Annotated in this window: 18 protein-coding genes and 1 pseudogene; 10 read left to right on the top strand and 9 right to left on the bottom strand. The window is 49.7% G+C overall.

Annotated elements, in window-relative coordinates:
* Positions 1-105: 105 nt before the first annotated feature.
* The gene (locus tag GKO28_RS08555) at positions 106-282 is read left to right on the top strand and encodes a hypothetical protein (RefSeq protein WP_203564037.1); all 177 of its coding nucleotides are present in this window, start codon (positions 106-108) and stop codon (positions 280-282) included.
* Positions 283-326: 44 nt separating this feature from the next.
* Here GKO28_RS08555 and GKO28_RS08550 read toward each other — a convergent pair whose 3' ends face one another.
* From GKO28_RS08550 to GKO28_RS08540, 3 genes are all read right to left on the bottom strand, one after another.
* Positions 327-827 carry a DUF1993 family protein gene (locus GKO28_RS08550; protein WP_182075987.1) on the bottom strand — a complete coding sequence of 167 codons (501 nt, stop codon included), beginning with the start codon at positions 825-827 and terminating at the stop codon, positions 327-329.
* A gap of 59 nt (positions 828-886) precedes the next feature.
* A complete protein-coding gene (locus tag GKO28_RS08545) occupies positions 887-1,465 on the bottom strand; it encodes a chloramphenicol phosphotransferase CPT family protein (RefSeq protein WP_182075986.1) in 579 nt (192 codons plus the stop codon).
* A 97-nt stretch (positions 1,466-1,562) separates the two neighbouring features.
* On the bottom strand, positions 1,563-2,438 hold the full coding sequence (locus GKO28_RS08540; protein ID WP_182077437.1) for a hydroxymethylpyrimidine/phosphomethylpyrimidine kinase: 876 nt from the start codon (positions 2,436-2,438) through the stop codon (positions 1,563-1,565).
* Positions 2,439-2,501: 63 nt separating this feature from the next.
* On the opposite strand from GKO28_RS08540, the gene GKO28_RS08535 reads away from it, so the two are divergent.
* The 8 genes from GKO28_RS08535 (at position 2,502) to GKO28_RS08500 (ending at position 8,329) form a co-directional block, all read left to right on the top strand.
* Positions 2,502-2,666, top strand: coding sequence for a rubredoxin (locus tag GKO28_RS08535; RefSeq protein ID WP_203564036.1), 165 nt, complete (start codon positions 2,502-2,504; stop codon positions 2,664-2,666).
* Positions 2,667-2,684: 18 nt separating this feature from the next.
* The gene (locus GKO28_RS08530; RefSeq protein WP_182075985.1) at positions 2,685-3,551 is read left to right on the top strand and encodes a M48 family metallopeptidase; all 867 of its coding nucleotides are present in this window, start codon (positions 2,685-2,687) and stop codon (positions 3,549-3,551) included.
* 41 nt (positions 3,552-3,592) lie between these two features.
* Positions 3,593-4,015, top strand: coding sequence for a CopD family protein (locus GKO28_RS08525; RefSeq protein ID WP_182075984.1), 423 nt, complete (start codon positions 3,593-3,595; stop codon positions 4,013-4,015).
* 56 nt (positions 4,016-4,071) lie between these two features.
* Positions 4,072-4,464, top strand: a complete 393-nt coding sequence (locus GKO28_RS08520) for a DVU_2496 family lipoprotein (protein WP_182075983.1) — start codon at positions 4,072-4,074, stop codon at positions 4,462-4,464.
* Positions 4,464-4,931: a CYTH domain-containing protein gene (locus GKO28_RS08515; protein WP_182075982.1), complete on the top strand. Its 468-nt coding sequence runs from the start codon at positions 4,464-4,466 to the stop codon at positions 4,929-4,931. Before GKO28_RS08520 ends, GKO28_RS08515 begins: the two co-directional genes overlap by 1 nt.
* 139 nt (positions 4,932-5,070) lie before the next feature.
* Positions 5,071-5,487 carry a GFA family protein gene (locus tag GKO28_RS08510; protein ID WP_182075981.1) on the top strand — a complete coding sequence of 139 codons (417 nt, stop codon included), beginning with the start codon at positions 5,071-5,073 and terminating at the stop codon, positions 5,485-5,487.
* Positions 5,488-6,322: 835 nt separating this feature from the next.
* Complete coding sequence (hemL, locus tag GKO28_RS08505; protein WP_247646440.1) at positions 6,323-7,576, top strand: glutamate-1-semialdehyde 2,1-aminomutase; 1,254 nt, start codon at positions 6,323-6,325, stop codon at positions 7,574-7,576.
* A gap of 9 nt (positions 7,577-7,585) precedes the next feature.
* Positions 7,586-8,329, top strand: a complete 744-nt coding sequence (locus tag GKO28_RS08500; protein ID WP_182075979.1) for a S9 family peptidase — start codon at positions 7,586-7,588, stop codon at positions 8,327-8,329.
* A gap of 185 nt (positions 8,330-8,514) precedes the next feature.
* Here the strand turns inward: GKO28_RS08500 and GKO28_RS08495 are convergent, their stop codons facing one another.
* The 5 genes and pseudogenes from GKO28_RS08495 to mgtE all read right to left on the bottom strand — a co-directional run bounded on the left by GKO28_RS08495 (position 8,515) and on the right by mgtE (position 13,791).
* Positions 8,515-9,183 (bottom strand): alpha/beta hydrolase, encoded by a 669-nt coding sequence (locus tag GKO28_RS08495; RefSeq protein ID WP_182075978.1) that lies wholly within the window; start codon positions 9,181-9,183, stop codon positions 8,515-8,517.
* 113 nt (positions 9,184-9,296) lie between these two features.
* A complete protein-coding gene (locus GKO28_RS08490) occupies positions 9,297-10,733 on the bottom strand; it encodes a catalase (RefSeq protein WP_182075977.1) in 1,437 nt (478 codons plus the stop codon).
* Between the two features lie 392 nt (positions 10,734-11,125).
* Positions 11,126-11,446 carry a Grx4 family monothiol glutaredoxin gene (grxD, locus tag GKO28_RS08485; protein WP_182075976.1) on the bottom strand — a complete coding sequence of 107 codons (321 nt, stop codon included), beginning with the start codon at positions 11,444-11,446 and terminating at the stop codon, positions 11,126-11,128.
* A gap of 83 nt (positions 11,447-11,529) precedes the next feature.
* Positions 11,530-12,336 (bottom strand): peptide chain release factor N(5)-glutamine methyltransferase, encoded by an 807-nt coding sequence (prmC, locus tag GKO28_RS08480; protein WP_182075975.1) that lies wholly within the window; start codon positions 12,334-12,336, stop codon positions 11,530-11,532.
* A 15-nt stretch (positions 12,337-12,351) separates the two neighbouring features.
* Positions 12,352-13,791: pseudogene (gene mgtE / locus GKO28_RS08475) on the bottom strand (magnesium transporter).
* Positions 13,792-14,249: 458 nt separating this feature from the next.
* Here mgtE and cls point away from each other — a divergent pair.
* Positions 14,250-15,674 carry a cardiolipin synthase gene (gene cls / locus GKO28_RS08470; protein ID WP_182075974.1) on the top strand — a complete coding sequence of 475 codons (1,425 nt, stop codon included), beginning with the start codon at positions 14,250-14,252 and terminating at the stop codon, positions 15,672-15,674.
* Positions 15,675-16,268: 594 nt separating this feature from the next.
* On the opposite strand, the gene GKO28_RS08465 is transcribed toward cls, so the two are convergent.
* The gene (locus GKO28_RS08465) at positions 16,269-16,727 is read right to left on the bottom strand and encodes a DUF4234 domain-containing protein (protein ID WP_182075973.1); all 459 of its coding nucleotides are present in this window, start codon (positions 16,725-16,727) and stop codon (positions 16,269-16,271) included.
* Positions 16,728-16,768: the final 41 nt, after the last annotated feature.

Here is a 16,768-nt window from a genome sequence, read left to right as displayed (position 1 = left end):
TTTTACTGACCAGTGGTAGTTCAGTTTTGCTCAATCTCAACGATATTAAAGCTAAGAGCAATAGATCAACGGCCTCTTGCCGTCGCGCTCAAAGTGATGAAGATCATGACTTACGCTATTCACCCCGTCTGGAGCACGACGCAACAGCCACAATTGCTGCGCTACGGTTTATATAAAATCGGCGCAGAGGGTGAGCAAGAGATTGCTCAAGCGGGCTGTCTTGAATCGATCGAAGCACTGCGTCAGCAATTACTACAGTTAGCATTGCTAGAAAATGCATAAAAAAAACAGCACGGCTAGCCGTGCTGTTTTTTTGTGGGCGATGTTTAAACTTGACCCATATAGTCTTGCTTGCCAATGTCGACGCCATTGCTGCGTAAAATGGCATAAGCGGTGGTCAGGTGGAAATAAAAATTCGGCTGCACAAACGAGAGCAAATAAAAATCTGCACTCATTGGATGATCAGGCAAAAAAGACAAGGTAATCGTTTTGCCGGCGGCGTCTTTAAAATCGTGTTCTGATACCGATTCAATAAATTCTTGAGTGGCAACAATCCGCCGTTGCAAGTCGGCAAAGGTTTTTTCATCATCTTCATGCACCGGAGCGGTCACGCCAGAGAGGCGAGCAATGCAGTATTTGGCGTTATCACAAACGATTTGCACTTGCTTGGTTAGATTAAACATATCGGGTGCAAGACGCAGGCCGAGCATAGTTTCATCACTGATTTTTTTATGTGCAGCAAATTCTGCGGCCTTGTCCAAGAGATGAGCGAGTTGGTTGAGTGCACGATTGTAAACAGGCACGGTGAGCTGGTAGTAGTCGAACATGGCACTTCCTTACGTTGGTAAAATGGAAAGACTGAGTTGACCCTTACTATCATCGTGCTTTAGTTCAGCATATTCAAGTGTTCTAGCGTTTCGATTGCTCCCGTCCATGCACCATGCTTGAGTATGTCGTTACATAGCTTTTCAGCTGCAACTTGTGGCGATATACCTGTCGTATCAATATTCAAATCGTATTGCATATCTTGATGAACGCGGGCACTTTGCCAAGCAACCAAGCCAATCGCCCGATCTTGACGTGCTTGCTCACGTGCCATTGCCACCTCTGAATTACAATACACGCCAACTAAAGCCACTGAATAACCTGCCAGTTCGGTGAGCAACTCGCGCTTCTCGCCGCGCTCACACCAAGCATGATCCACTAATAGTCGGCAACCCGCTTGCAGCAAGGCCGGTAAGCAATAATGATAGCCACGAACTAAACTCGGCCAATCGTAACCGGCGCGAGTTATTTCAACGCCGGTTTGCATCTTGAGCAAATCGCTGGCTGGTAAAGCATAGAGCACACTATCGATGCTGAAATTGAGATATTGCTGGGGCAACATTTCTTGTAATAATTTGGCGACGGCCGTTTTACCAGAGCTGCTGCTGCCGTTTAAAACAATGACTTGGGGAAGTGGCATAAATAATCCAAGAGGCGGTATAAACATGCGCCAGCGACGGAGATGTTATTTCGGGCTGAGCACGTTGATACCGCGATGTTTCACGTGAAACATCATGCTATGACTGGGTGGGTGGCTCTAATTCTTTACGGATTGCCGCTTCGATTTCAGCGGTTGCTTCTTCGTCAGTAGGGCGCGCCCAGAACATTCTATCGGGAACAAATTGCCCCATTCCCGGGCGAAATGCTGCCGATAGCGCTTGCGAAGTGAAGTCTTGCGCGTCTTTTACCGCTTCACCGATTTCGGCTCCGTTGGCAAGAGCGCCGGCAATCGCTGAGGCCAATGTGGCACCGGCACCATGGTAGCTGCCGGGTAAGCGTGGCCATTGATCAGTACGCACTCGGCCTAAGCGGCTATACAGGGTGTTGACCACTTTTGGTGTTTTTTCATGCGTTCCCGCGATTAACACATACTCGCAACCACATTCCAAAATACGTTGTGCAGCAGCATCGAGTGGCATTTCTTCTTGTTCGTCGGGATCATCGGAAGCCAGTAATCGCGCTTCGGTATTGTTTGGTGTTACCAAATGCGTGTGTGGCAACAGCAATTCGCGCATCGCACTAATTAACTCTTCATTGGATAATTCCTCGCCGCGCCCCATGCTAAATACCGGCTCTAAAATTAAAGGAATATCCGGATAGTCTGAGGCGATTTCAGCAATTACCGCTAAATTTTCCACGCTGCCGACCATGCCGACTTTAATCACATCAATTTTGATGTCTTCTAAAATAAAGCGCGCTTGTTCATCAACGATTTCAGAATCGACGGCATGAAATTCTTGCACGCCAGCGCTGTCTTGCACCGTGATGGCGGTAATAATTGGTAAGGTGTGGCAACCCAGCGAGGCAAGGGTCAATACATCGGCCATTAAACCCGCACCACCAGAAGGATCATTCGCAGCAAAAACTAGTACAGTGGGTGGCGTTGGATTCATAAGCACAGATTATCTTTGTTCGGTAAAATTAGAATTCTAAACCACTCTGAGTGACTTATCGCAATGAAAAAATATATGTGCCTAATCTGTGCGTTTATTTACGATGAAGCTGAAGGCCGGCCAGAGGACGGTATTCCAGCGGGAACGAAGTGGGAGGACGTGCCAATGAATTGGACTTGTCCAGATTGCGGTGCACGTAAAGATGATTTTGAAATGGTGCAAATCTAATTTTGCTGGAGCAGGCCGATGAAACGTTTAATCCTAAGTTTAGCCATGGCCTCGATGTTAACGGCCTGTCAGCAAGTAAGTACCACCCACGCTGGTGCAGTTGGCGCTACGCGTAAACAAAGCATGCTGCTGTCTAGTCAGCAAGTTGATCAAATGTCGGCCGCTAGCTATGCCGAAACCATTAAAAAATCAGCATCGCAAGGCAAGCTTTTAGCGAGTAATGACCCTACTGTGCGGCGAGTGCGCGATATTGCTCAGCGACTCATTCCGCAAACGGCGGTGTTTCGTCCCGATGCTTTGCAGTGGCAATGGGAAGTGAATGTAGAAAAAAGCCCTGAGCTCAATGCCTATTGCATGTCTGGCGGTAAAATCATGTTTTACACCGGCATTATTGAACGCTTAAAACTCACCGATGATGAAATCGCGCAAATCATGGGCCACGAAATCGCCCATGCCTTGCGCGAACATGGCCGTGAAAAAATGAGCGAAGAATACGGCAAAAGCATTGCTTTACAAGGTGGTATGCAGCTGTTTTCTATCGTCACCGGCGGTAAATATGATGCCTACCAAGATCTTGCTGGCAGCGGTTTAAATACGCTGGTGGATGTGAGTTACTCATTACCCAATAGCCGAACCAATGAAAGCGAAGCTGATGCCATGGGCTTAGAGCTGGCCGCGCGTGCCGGGTTTCAGCCCAATGCCGCAGTGAGTTTATGGCAGAAAATGGCCGCGCAAGGCACAGGTAAAGGGCTGGAATTTATGTCGACCCATCCTTCGAGCAATACGCGGATTGCCGAATTACAAGCCAAAATCCCGGTGGTGATGCCGCTCTATGAGGCGGCTAAAAACAAACCCAAACCCAAGCCAAAGAAAAACGCGTCTTAACGCAGTTAGCCCGCGTATTGGCGCTCAAATAAGGAACAACCGTGCTGTGGATTAAATCATTACATTTGATTTTTGTAATTAGCTGGTTTGCTGGGCTATTTTATTTACCGCGTATTTTTGTCAATTTAGCCATGGCCAAGCAGACCGATGAGTTAGCTAGGCTCAATTTGATGGCGCATAAACTCTATCGATTTATGACGCCACTGGGCATTTTGGCGTTAATTTTTGGTGTCTGGACCTGGGGTTTTTATGACTTTTATATGGGAGAAGGCTGGCGCTGGATGCATGCCAAATTGGCCTTAGTCGCAATTTTAGTCGGCTACCATATTGCCTGTCGCCAAATGCTATTGGCTTTTGCCGCTAATAAAAATACCCGCAGCCATGTGTGGTTTCGTTTTTTTAATGAAATTCCGGTGCTGATTTTATTTGCCATCGTGATTTTGGTGATTGTTAAACCGTTTTAATTTTTGGGCTATCCATTGCGAGATAGCCCATTTTTTATACAAAAGGATTCAAAAAAATGAAATTCATGCTGCCTATTTTGCTGCTTACCTTACTTGCCGCCTGTGGTGAAACAGCGCCAACCGCCAAGCAATGCGGCGTTTACGCCATCGGCCCAAATCAAATTAAAGAGATTTTGGCCAGCCAGCAAAGTGAGCCAGCGCCAGGACGGACGGCGAAAGCTGATTTACCCGCAGATTTTCCAACAGCCTTGCTCGACCCAGAAAATTTCTATCGTGGCATGGGCGTGTATTGCAGCGCCGACGAAGCACGGCAAGCATTGGTCGATCAAAAGCACAAGGATTGGGGCGTATTTGAAATCGACAGCGATTGGAATAAAAACGTCTACCAAGCCGACGATGGTGCACATCATTTACGCGAATCAGCAAAAATTAAACAGGCTGTTGAATAATGGCAGTTGAAATCGAAAGAAAATTTTTACTTAAAAATGATGCTTGGCGTAGTGAAGTGCATCGCAGTACACGGATCGCGCAAGGCTATTTATGCACCGACCCTGAGCGTACGGTGCGAGTTCGGGTGAAAGGCGACGCGGCATTTTTGACGATTAAAGGCAAAAACTCAGGGATTAGTCGCTCGGAATTTGAATACGAAATCCCGCTGGCCGACGCGGTCGAATTACTCAAACTCTGCCCACAGGTTTTGGATAAAACCCGGCATTTACTCAGCATTGAACCACACACTTTTGAGATTGATGAGTTTCATGGCGAGAATGCCGGCTTAATCGTCGCAGAACTTGAGCTGGCTAGCGAAAATAGCACTTATCCACAGCCAGAATGGCTAGGTGCAGAAGTTTCGGGCGATGCGCGTTATTACAACAGCGCACTGTCAATTACCCCGTTTAGCGCGTGGCCCCAGTAGAATACTGACACTTAGTAAGCTTTGATAAAGTACGAAATCGAAACCGAGCATCAATGCGGCGTAGCTTTCGTATTTTTTTGTCCGTTGCAAGGCAATCAGCCGTCAACGGCTTGTTTATACCGTTAGTTGAGGACATCCAATGATTAAGCAGGTTGGCGAAACAAAAATTCAGCTAAAGCACAAGGCAAGTTGTCATTGCGGTGCGGTGGTTTTAGAAATTGATTTGCCCGATGGCATTGTTGATCCTCGGCATTGCGATTGCTCGATATGCCGACGCAAAGGCGCGGTGGTGGCTTCGGTATTGTTGTCCGGGATTAAAATTATTCAGGGCGAAGCCGTTTTGCGCTTGTATCAATTTAATACCCAAACGGCAAAACATTATTTTTGCTCAGTATGCGGGATTTATACCCACCATCAACGCCGCTCAAATCCGCATCTATATGGCTATAACGTCGGTTGTCTTGAGGGCGTTAATCCATACCAAATTCCCAATATTAAAATCTACGATGGCGTAAATCATCCTGCCGATCAAAGCACGACCGCTACAGTAGACTAGAATTCTTATTCAAAAATATTGATGCATATATCGCCACGCCTTTATTTATATGGGATATATTCAGATACCCATCATATATAGCCATAGTAAATAGCTATTACGGCAAAGTCAGCACGGCAAACAAGCCTGAAAACCCGCAGTAAAATACGTTTAAATAGTCATTTTTCGTATAAAAATCAGTGCTATGTGGGTAACTATTTATCGTGACTGATTAAATATTGAGCATTGGCGTGTGTTTCGAGCTAAACACGTCGATTGCTCATGAGCTTCGAACTTTTTTGCCAAACCCAATGCACGGATTGCGCGATAAATCGTCGCCAACAGGCAATATTGCGTCTTAATGCGGGCGGTTTTTATGCTAAAAGTAGTCTTCGTCTGTGTTTTGTAGCTCTAATCAACTTTTTTTCTTTGTTGGCCTCCAGCGCAAAGCCTAAATGCATCGTTTCGCCTTACAAAAATTGTATGAAGCGATGTTGGTCGACCACTTTGTTGGATCTTTATTGCATAATCGAGGGCGTGAGCAGGGCGATTGGTTTCGATTTTGGCGGATTTTTGGGTTTTATTTGTTTGTGCCGCCTGTAGCTTACAGTTGGCACAAGAAAAACGAGGTGCGTTGCGGGTAAGCCGCCGTATTAACGCGGTGGTTTTATGCCATTTGCGTCTTTTTTGCCAAAAGCATAAGAATGTTCTTGTTTTTTGTTTGCTACGTACTTTGTTGTAGGTGCCTACATTTTTTAGTAGGTATATGAATAAAACGCTTATAAATTAAGGCTTTTATCTATATACCCATTGTTTAAGAAGGAAAAACAAATGACTACACGCAATGAACAGCTGTTTGAATCGGCGAAAAAAACATATTCCCGGTGGTGTGAACTCGCCAGTACGCGCTTTTGGCTCGGTGGGTGGTACGCCATGCTTTTTTACCAAGGGTGAGGGCGCTTATGTTTGGGATGCCGATGGCAAAAAATACATTGATTACGTCGGTTCATGGGGCCCATTGATTTTGGGTCATGCACACCCAAAAGTGATCGATGCGGTGATTGATACCGCTAAAAATGGCATGAGTTTTGGTGCGCCAACCGAGGCTGAAGTGACAATTGCCGATGTATTGTGCGAAATGCTGCCCTCTTTGGAGCAAGTTCGTTTGGTATCGAGTGGTACCGAGGCGACGATGAGTGCAATTCGCTTGGCGCGCGGCTTTACGGGTCGCGATAAATTGATCAAGTTTGAAGGCTGCTACCACGGCCATGCTGATAGCTTGTTGGTGAAAGCTGGCTCTGGTTTGCTGACATTTGGTAATCCATCATCCGCTGGCGTGCCGGCTGCGGTGGCGGCAGACACCATTGTCTTACCTTACAACGATGTGGCAGCGCTTGAGGCCTTATTTGCCGAACAAGGCAGTGAAATTGCCGCGATTATTGTTGAGCCTATCGCTGGTAATATGAATATGGTGCAGCCGAGCGCACAATTTGTCGCGGCAATGCGTAATTTAACCACGCAGCATGGTGCGGTGTTGATTTACGACGACGAAGTAATGACCGGCTTCCGTGTTGGCTTGCAATGCACGCAAGGTCTACATGGTATTACGCCAGATCTAACGTGCTTGGGTAAGGTGGTTGGCGGTGGTATGCCTTTGGCAGCTTTCGGTGGTCGTGCCGATATCATGGGCTATTTAGCGCCTTTAGGCCCGGTGTATCAAGCGGGTACTTTGTCGGGAAATCCGGTTGCAGTTGCTGCAGGATTGGCGACGTTGGCCGAAATTAGACAAGATGGTTTCTTTGCGAAGTTAAGCGCACAAACGGCGAAGTTAGTTGCAGGATTAAATGAATTAGGCAAAGATCACGGACTTTGCGCGCAGTCAGTTGGCGGTATGTTTGGTGTGTATTTCGCCGAAGTTGTGCCAACGTCATTTGCCGATGTGATGGCGTCTGATCGCACCCGATTTAATGCTTTTTTCCACGCCATGCTCGATCAAGGCGTTTATTTAGCCCCATCGGCATTTGAAGCCGGTTTTGTTTCGGCAGCGCATAGCGATGCCGATATTGATGCCACTTTGGCGGCAGCCAAAATCGCCTTAAGTCGCTGCTAAGAGGCCAATATGACTGCGATTACGCCTTTAAACGTTGAAATGGCCGGCATGCAGCTGGTCGGTAGCGCGCATTTGCCTGAGCAAGCCGAGCAAGCGGTATTGATGCTGCATGGCTTTACTGGCAATCGAGTGGAATACACTTATTTTTTTTTTACTTTGGCGCGAGTATTGGCTGAACGTGGCATTGCGGTGTTTCGCTTTGATTTTTTGGGCTGCGGCGAGAGTGATGGGGCATTTGCTGAGGTTTCGGTCGCCAATCAAGCGGCACAAACCCAGCATTTATTGGCGTATTTAGCTAAAAACTATCCACTATATCAACGGCATTTGCTCGGATTTAGCATGGGCGGTTTGGTGGCATTACAAACCGCATTGGCCGATTCGGCATTGATTCGCTCATTGTGCTTATTGGCCCCTGCAGCCAATTTGGCGCAAATAGTTGAATCGGTGGCGGCGAGTAATCCACAGGTGGGCGCTGCCGGTGGCGTGGATTTTTTAGGGCTAGAGATTAGCGCGCAATTTCGCCAAGAATTGGCGCAACTCGCGCCGTTTTCGGGCTTAGCCAGCCTTGAAGTCCCCGCTTTGGTGGTGCATGGCCAAGCGGATGCCGCAGTACCGGTGGAGATGGGTGAACAAGTTGCGGCGTGTTTGCCCTGCTGCCAGTTTGAAGCTTGGGCTGATGCCGATCATACCTTCGCTCGGCAAGCCGATCGCCAGCGTTTAGGGCAGCGCATCGCTGATTTTGTTTTGGCTTAAATCGCGATTCACCGCGTGCGCAAACTTGCGCACCATTACTTAGTGAGGTTTTTGTTGGGTATTGATCGGTAAGCTTTGTAAATAAAGCACTGCAATTAAATACCCAACAACACGTAATCTGAACATTGCCCAAATCGTAGGGGGCGCAAATCTGCAAGATTTTCGCACGCGGTGGCGGCGTGAATTTACGCCAAAGACTTAGTCAAAAACTGGCCAATCAATTGAATCTCCGGCAAGCAAACCGAATGTTGAATTGGGTAGGTCTGCCATTGGACTTTCACCCCTAAATCAGCGACAAATTGTTTGGCTTTTTCACCGAGGCTAATGCCAACCACGGGGTCGTGGCTGCCGTGGGCGGCCAATACTGGGGTATTTTGGTTGGCGGCTATCGTGGCTGGCGTCAGTAAAGATTCTGCTGGCAGATAAGTCGACAACGCCACAATGCCCGCCAAGGCCTCTGGATGAGTTAAGCCCGCGGTATAGGCAATGGCACCGCCTTGGGAAAAGCCCGCCAGAATGATACGGTCGGTGGGTATCCCTTTGGCGTTTTCGCCGGCAATCAAGGCGCGAATCGCTGCTACGGATTGCTCAACGCCAGCGATGTCGGCTTGGCGGCTAATTTGATCAAAATGCACAATATCGTACCAAGCGCGCATCACATAGCCGTTATTGCAAGTAATCGGCATCATCGGCGCATGTGGGAAAATAAAGCGTACCGCTAAATCACTCGGTAGACCTAGCTCCGGCACAATGCTCACAAAATCATTACCATCAGCGCCAAGGCCGTGTAGCCAAATCACGCTGGCGCTTGGATTGGGGGCGGTTTCAACGGTGACACAAGCGAGGGTGCTCATTACGACTCCAAAAGAAAATCAAACAATCTCGCTATGCTAACAAAGATTGGGCTTTCAGATAAAAAATCAGCCCGACAAAGCGGGCTGATTGGCTTAATACGACGAGTACGAGCTTATTTCAAAGCGGCGCGTACCCCGGCGGCGTAATCAGGATGAATCAAAGCAAAGTGCCCCAATTGACGCTCAATGATAAATTCCGGTACGCCCTTCATTCCTGCGGCCAAATTGCTATACAAGCGTGATTTTTGGCCCTCATCAAACATCGCCCACAGTGCGCGCGGTTGCGAATAATCATCGTTGCCTTCGCGGTGATCAAAGCGATCTGCATCGCCGCTGATTTTAAGCGCTGGCTCAGCCACGGCAGGGTTGGCGACTGGGCCGCCAAACGAATTTGGCTCGTAATACGCATCTGGATTTTTATCCATCGGCATAAAGTTCATGGCGCCGTCGCGATGGTAGGTATGCACTGGGCATTTTGGCGCATTCACTGGCAATGATTCGTAATGCGTACCAAGGCGATAACGGTGTGCGTCGGCATAACTAAATAAGCGCGCTTGCAATACTTTGTCTGGAGAAAAACCAATCCCCGGAACGATATTTGATGGGCTAAACGACGCTTGTTCTAGCTCGGCAAAATAATTCACCAAATTGCGGTTCAATTCCATCACGCCGACTTCGATCAAAGGGTAATCGCCGTGCGGCCATACTTTGGTTAAATCAAATGGGTTGTAGCTGGTTTTGTCGGCGTCGCTTTCTGGCATGATTTGCACCGAAACTGTCCAGCGTGGGAAATCACCCTTATCAATCGCGCTCAATAAATCTTCTTGCGTGCTTTCGCGAGTTTGCCCGACGACGGCAGCCGCCTCAGCATTAGTCCAATGGCGATGGCCTTGCTGGGTTTTAAAGTGAAATTTCACCCAAAAACGCTCGTTTTTAGCATTAATAAAGCTAAATGTGTGCGAGCCATAGCCATTCATATGGCGAACATCGGTTGGCAAGCCGCGATCAGAGAACAAAATTGTTACTTGATGCAAAGACTCCGGCGACAACGACCAGTAATCCCACATTGCGGTATTGGAACGTAAATGCGTACGTGGATGGCGTTTTTGCGTGTGGATAAAATCAGGGAATTTCAACGGATCGCGGATAAAAAACACCGGCGTATTATTGCCGACCAAATCCCAATTGCCTTCTTCGGTATAAAACTTCACCGCAAAACCGCGTACATCGCGCTCGGCATCCGCTGCGCCTAATTCACCGGCCACGGTAGAAAAACGCGCCAGTAAGTCAGTTTTTTTGCCGATAGCGCCAAAAATATTCGCCTTGGTGTATTGGCTAATATCGTGGGTTACGGTGAAAGTGCCATGCGCGCCCCAGCCTTTGGCGTGGACTACGCGCTCAGGAATACGCTCGCGATTTTGATGCGCTAGTTTTTCCAGCAATTGCCAATCTTGCAACAAAACAGGGCCGCGTGGACCTGCGGTCAGGCTGTTTTGATTGTCGGCAATTTGCGCACCGGCAGTGGTGGTTTGAAATGGACATTGGCTCATGGTCTTTCTCCTAATGGCTGGCGGCAAAATTAGCGCTGATTTCTTCTAACGCTATGAAGGATTCGAAAAGCAAATTGAGCATCGCTGGCGCTCTGGTTTGACTAAGTTGTTTGCAGTATATGTAGCGTTTTTAAATAGTGAAATTTAATTATAAAGATCATGCCGATTGATTTTTACTAACACTGTGGCAATATCGATTGATGTGGTGGGTATTGATAATCAATCTTATTAAATAAAGGGCTGCGGGATTATGCGGGGAGGGGGTATAGGAGGGGCTTGCGCTATATCAAGCTATAAATTGCCGATGAACGTAAAAATTCACATCGTAATCTGCATAAAAAACGCCGTCATGGTGACGGCGTTGTGTCATTTTCTACTGAATGATTCAAAAATTATTCAGCGTCTTTAAATTCGGCCAACATGGTTTGCAATTCACCGCTGGCGTAAAGTTCTTTCATAATATCTGAGCCGCCAACAAATTCGCCCTTGATATACAACTGTGGAATCGTTGGCCAGTTGGCGTATTCTTTAATGCCTTGGCGAATATCAGCATCGGCCAAGACATTGACTGCAGCAAAACTCACGCCACAGTTTTTAAGGATTTGTACTGCGCCCGATGAAAAACCGCACTGTGGAAACGATGGTGTGCCTTTCATGTACAACACCACAGAATTGTCGGTCACTTGCTGGCGAATAGTGTCTTGAATACTCATGATGCCCTCAAAAGCTTGATTGATTTAGTCGGGTATTGTAAGCGCATGCCGAGTTAGCGGCAAGCCCACCGAGCATGGATTTTCTAGCCGTAGCGGCCGCCGCTCACGCGGTCATTGTCGCCCAAATCACGCCACGTTTGCACTTCGCTAAAGCCTGCTTGCTGCAATAATTCGCGGCTCGCCGCGCCTTGATCCCAGCCGTGTTCTAGCAACAGCCAAGCGCCAGGTTTGAGCTGCGCTCGGGCCGCGCTAATGATGTGTGCCAAGTGCTGCAAACCATCGTGCCCATCAGTCAGCGCGCCGCTAGGCTCAAAGCGTAAATCGCCTTGGCTTAAATGCACGTCGGCCGCATCAATATACGGCGGATTGCTAACGATTAAATCAAAGCGCTCGCCAGCCACCGCTGCCAGCCAATCCGATGGCAAAAATCGCACCTCAGCGCCCAGCGCGGCCGCATTGCTGTGCGCTACAGCCAAAGCTGCCGGCGAAATATCCAGCGCCGCCACCGTCAGGTCTGGCCGCTCGAGTTTGAGCGTAATCGGAATGCAGCCCGAACCCGTGCCCAAATCAATGATGTGCCCGGCTTGCGGCGCACGCGCAATCGCCAATTCAACCAGTAATTCGGTATCTGGGCGCGGGATCAGCACGGCGGGTGACACTTGAAATTCGCGGCCATAAAACTCACGCGAACCAAGGATATACGCCACCGGCTCGCCAGCTCGTCGCCGCGCTGCCAAAGCGGCAAACGCTGCTTGCTGATCTTCACTGGCCGCTTCGCTATCATGGCCAATCAGCCAAGCGCGGTTTTTTTGCACGATATGCAGTAGCAACACCTGAGCATCAAAGCGCTCTAGGGCACTGTTTATAATTAATTCACGATACGTTGGCATATTGCTGGCTCTGGTTTACATCAAAAAGATCGTCGCCAATCCCAAAAAGATAAAAAAATCCTAGGCTATCGGTGAGTGCGGTAATCAGCACCGACGAGCCATAAGCGGGGTCGCGGCCGAATTTTTGCATAATTAGTGGCACAAACAAACCGACCAAGGCCGCCACAATCATATTGAGCATCATCGCGCCCATCATCACCAAGCCCAGACCAATCTGGCCATATAAAGCCCACGCCATCACGCCCAATACACTGCCCCACATCAGGCCATTAATCAGCGCAATGCCCAATTCTTTGAGTAGCAACATCCGCGTATTGGACGGTTGAATTTGCCCCAGCGCCAAACCGCGAATAATCAGCGTGGTGGTTTGCGTACCGGTATTGCCGCCAATCCCCGACACAATCGGCATTAAGGCTGCCAGCGCCACCAAATGCGAAATCGTCGCCTCAAACGAGCCAATCACGCGGCTGGCGATAAAGGCGGTACAAATATTCAGCGCCAACCACGGCCAGCGATTTTTAACCGCCTTGCCGACGCTAGAAAATAAATCTTCGTCTCTTTCAAACCGGCTAAAGACAGCACTTCGGCGTCGGATTCTTCACGAATCACGTCAACCATTTGATCCACCGTAATGCGGCCAATCACTTTGTGATTGCTATCCACTACAGGAGCTGAGACTAAGTCATAACGCTCAAACGCTTGCGCCGCTTCGCCGGCGTCGTCAAATGGCTGAAACACCACCACATCGTCAGCCATGATTTCTTGAACGTATTTGTCTGGGTCGCTCACCAGTAAACGGTTAAGTGGCAATACCCCTTTAAGGATGTCATTGTCGTCGACGACAAACAGCTTATCGGTATGTGTAGGCAGCTCGTCAAAACGGCGTAAATAGCGCAAGACGACTTCAAGCTTAATATCCGCGCGAATCGTCACCATCTCAAAATCCATCAGCGAGCCGATTTGATCTTCGGTGTACGACATCGCCGATTGCACTTCGGCGCGATCTTCTGCGTCGAGGGTATCGAGCACTTCGCTTTGCACTGCGCTCGGTAAATCGGGCACCAAGTCGGCCAGCTCGTCGGTATCGAGTTGCCCAGCGGCGGCAACCATTTCGTGCGGCGCCATATCGGCCAGCAACGATTCCCGAACGGCGTCGGAGACTTCGAGCAAAATCTCTCCGTCGTCTTCAGCATCGACCAAGCCCCACACCATTAAACGATCAGCGTGTGGCAGCGCCTCTAAAATATGCGCAATATCGGCCGGATGCAGCGCGGCCAACTTCATTTGTAATTCGGTGATATTTTGTCGGTGGACGAGTTTTTCGACTAAATCATGCTTGGGGCCTTCTTGCTTATGTACCATCCCTTCCACGAGTTTGTGCCGCTCTAAAAGCCGAGTGACTTGTTGCAAACTGTCTTGCAAGCTCTCTTGTGGTTTCCGGGTAAGTACAGTCATAGGCAGGCCCTAGTCGGCGGCGGCAGGGATGCCGCGCAAATTGAAGATAGGCTCGCAGTTTAGCACGCGGCCGTGACGAAACGGATTTGGTGCGCTGCAGGCGCGCACAATGGGTATTCGCTTGCCGCAGCATAACTTCTGGCGTGTTAGCATCAAAATATTCAGTAGATTTAGATGACGTGTTGTTGATTTTAAGTGCCTGCGGCACGGTTGTTTACAGTCGCAGTCCGCGACAGGGACCCCTTTCTTTGCGTCGCCAAAGAAAGGGGGAAAGAAAGGCGACCCGAGCGCGCATCGGTCCCCGATGCCCTCGATTGTCGTGAGCCAAACGATGAAACATGTTTGTCTCCCTTCCTCACTCGGTGCGCTTAGACGGGTTTTTAAGCCCCAGACCGACGAGCGCGGCACGGCATCAACACCAAACTAAACATTGCCAATATTCAAGCTGGGAGCGATGTATGCATTGGAATCAAATACTGGCCGTGGTGTTTGTCGCGATACAGTTACTATTTATTGCACGGGCGATTTTGCGGCCGCAGCGCGAGCCGGCGTCGCGGGTGGCGTGGATTGTGGTGATTATGCTGCTACCCGGTTTGGGGGTATTGGCGTATATCTTGCTCGGCGAAACCAGCATTGGTCGGCACCGCATTGCGCGCTTGCATCAAGTGAATCAAGTGTTGCAGCAGGCGCAAGCCACAGAATGGCCGCAGCAAATTCCTGAGCGATTTAGTCAACTATTTCGTTTTGGCCAATCGGTGAATGGCTTTGTGCCGGTGGCGGGCAATCACGCGACTTTGCTGGCGGACTCTGATGCCGCAATTGACGCCATCGTGGCCGATATCGACGCCGCCACCGAGCATGTGCATCTGATTTTTTATATCTGGCTCACCGATCACAGCGGGCTGAAAGTCGTCGCCGCCTTGCAACGCGCCGCCGCGCGTAAAGTCGCCTGCCGCGCCATGGCCGATGGTTTGGGCTCGAGGCTGATGATTGCCTCGCCGCATTGGCAAGCGATGCAAGACGCTGGGGTGCAAGTGGCGGTGGCGCTGCCGATTGGTAACCCGCTATTGCGGCCATTGCGCGGCCGAATTGATTTGCGTAATCACCGCAAAATCGTCGTGATTGATCGCAATATCACCTATTGCGGCAGCCAAAACTGCGCCGATGCGGCGTTTTTGGTCAAAGCCAAATTCGCCCCGTGGGTCGACATTATGCTGCGCTTCACTGGCCCGATTGCCCAGCAAAATCAGTTGTTATTTATGAGCGATTGGATGGCGCAAACCCACGAAGACTTAAGCCGCTACGCGCAATACACCCCGCAGGCCAATGAAGACGGTTTTATCGCCCAAGTGATTGGCACTGGGCCAACGCTGCAGTATTCGGCGATGCCCGAGGTGTTTGTGACGCTGATGTTTGCCGCCCAGCGCGAGTTATTTATCACCACGCCGTATTTTGTACCGGACGAAGCGATGCAAGCGGCGCTGTGCGCCACCGCGCGGCGCGGCGTAAAAACCACGATTATTTTCCCTGCCCGCAATGATTCATGGATTGTCGCCGCTGCCAGCCACAGCTATTACGGCGAATTACTCGCCGCTGGCGTTGAAATCTATGAATACATCGGCGGCGTTTTGCACGCCAAAACGCTAACGCTGGATGGTGAAGTCAGCCTGATCGGCTCGGCCAATATGGATCGGCGTAGTTTTGAGCTGAATTTTGAAAACAACATCCTGCTGTACGACGCCGCCATCAGCCAAGATATCCGCCAACGCCAAGCGCACTATTTGGCGCAAAGCCAGCCCGTCACCGCCGCAATGGTCGAGCAATGGCCGATGCACCGCCGCTTTTGGAACAACACCATCGCCATGCTCGGCCCAGTACTGTGAGGCGATTTCACGCCGCATCCGCGTGCGTCGCAATGCTTCTGTAGGGCGACAATAAGCGAAGCGCATTGCGCCGCATGCCATATCAAACAACCACCCGATTTATTCCGGCGGTTTTGTTTGGCTACGCCGCATAGATTTTGGTGCGCCTTGGCGCACGCGGTGGCGATGGAGGGGTGGTTTCGCGGTGGGTGTGTTCTTGGATTTGCGGTGTATCCGCGTGCGCAAACCCTGCGGATTTGCACACCCTACGGTTATGCGGTTTGTGGTGCGTGATTGTGTAGGGTGCGCCTTGGCGCACGCGGTGGCGATGTTGGGCGTTAGCGCATAAAAAAACCGCCAGTCATCACTGGCGGCTTGGGGGCAATCGGGGCCGAATTAGTGGCGATGGTGGGGTGGTTTCGCGGTGGGTGTGTTCTTGGATTTGCGGTGTATCCGCGTGCGCAAACCCTGCGGATTTGCACACCCTACGGTTATGCGGTTTGTGGTGCGTGATTGTGTAGGGTGCGCCTTGGCGCACGCGGTGGCGATGTTGGGCGTTAGCACATAAAAAAACCGCCAGTCATCACTGGCGGCTTGGGTGCAATCGGGGCCGACTTAGCTGGCGTAACCGATTTCTTCTAAATCTTGATGCAGCGTGTTGAATTTGTAATTGATATAAAACACCGTAAACAAAAACGTCCAACCGCCATGAAACCAATCGGGGCTGCTCGTTTCGCTGGCAAAAATCTGATTAAAACGGCTACGCATCTGAAACGCCCACACAATCGCCAATACCGACGTGGCAATACTCAATAAACTGCTGGCGAGATTAAACGCATGCTCTGGCGGCACAAAAAACGACGCAATGGTAACAAACGCGCTCAACATATAGCAGCCAAATAGCCCTTGAATCAGCAGCGGAGAAATCGGCGGCATATTTGGGATTTGCAGCAATTTTTGGCTTTGCTGCTGAATATAAAACGCCGTGTAAATCCCTAAACTGAGCGCGCTCAGCAAATACAAACGCCAAGTGCTTTGGCTTTTCATCAATTGGATGATTTCTTTACGGTTCACAATAAGTCCTGCTGGGGAATGAATCGGGCTAAAGCAGCGCC

It is taken from the genome of Deefgea sp. CFH1-16 (assembly GCF_016881365.1).
In the GTDB taxonomy this organism is placed as follows: Bacteria; Pseudomonadota; Gammaproteobacteria; order Burkholderiales; family Chitinibacteraceae; genus Deefgea.
This window is presented reverse-complemented; position numbering and strand designations above follow the sequence as displayed.

What these genes read in the sequence shown, in the direction of transcription:
- GKO28_RS08490 (WP_182075977.1), bottom strand. Translation starts at nt 10,733, where the DNA reads ATGAGCCAATGTCCATTTCAAACCACCACTGCCGGTGCGCAAATTGCC.
- GKO28_RS08500 (WP_182075979.1), top strand. Translation starts at nt 7,586, where the DNA reads ATGACTGCGATTACGCCTTTAAACGTTGAAATGGCCGGCATGCAGCTG.
- GKO28_RS08535 (WP_203564036.1), top strand. Translation starts at nt 2,502, where the DNA reads ATGAAAAAATATATGTGCCTAATCTGTGCGTTTATTTACGATGAAGCT.
- GKO28_RS08510 (WP_182075981.1), top strand. Translation starts at nt 5,071, where the DNA reads ATGATTAAGCAGGTTGGCGAAACAAAAATTCAGCTAAAGCACAAGGCA.
- GKO28_RS08515 (WP_182075982.1), top strand. Translation starts at nt 4,464, where the DNA reads ATGGCAGTTGAAATCGAAAGAAAATTTTTACTTAAAAATGATGCTTGG.
- cls (WP_182075974.1), top strand. Translation starts at nt 14,250, where the DNA reads ATGCATTGGAATCAAATACTGGCCGTGGTGTTTGTCGCGATACAGTTA.
- GKO28_RS08520 (WP_182075983.1), top strand. Translation starts at nt 4,072, where the DNA reads ATGAAATTCATGCTGCCTATTTTGCTGCTTACCTTACTTGCCGCCTGT.
- GKO28_RS08555 (WP_203564037.1), top strand. Translation starts at nt 106, where the DNA reads ATGACTTACGCTATTCACCCCGTCTGGAGCACGACGCAACAGCCACAA.
- grxD (WP_182075976.1), bottom strand. Translation starts at nt 11,446, where the DNA reads ATGAGTATTCAAGACACTATTCGCCAGCAAGTGACCGACAATTCTGTG.
- GKO28_RS08550 (WP_182075987.1), bottom strand. Translation starts at nt 827, where the DNA reads ATGTTCGACTACTACCAGCTCACCGTGCCTGTTTACAATCGTGCACTC.
- prmC (WP_182075975.1), bottom strand. Translation starts at nt 12,336, where the DNA reads ATGCCAACGTATCGTGAATTAATTATAAACAGTGCCCTAGAGCGCTTT.
- GKO28_RS08545 (WP_182075986.1), bottom strand. Translation starts at nt 1,465, where the DNA reads ATGCCACTTCCCCAAGTCATTGTTTTAAACGGCAGCAGCAGCTCTGGT.
- GKO28_RS08540 (WP_182077437.1), bottom strand. Translation starts at nt 2,438, where the DNA reads ATGAATCCAACGCCACCCACTGTACTAGTTTTTGCTGCGAATGATCCT.
- GKO28_RS08530 (WP_182075985.1), top strand. Translation starts at nt 2,685, where the DNA reads ATGAAACGTTTAATCCTAAGTTTAGCCATGGCCTCGATGTTAACGGCC.
- GKO28_RS08495 (WP_182075978.1), bottom strand. Translation starts at nt 9,183, where the DNA reads ATGAGCACCCTCGCTTGTGTCACCGTTGAAACCGCCCCCAATCCAAGC.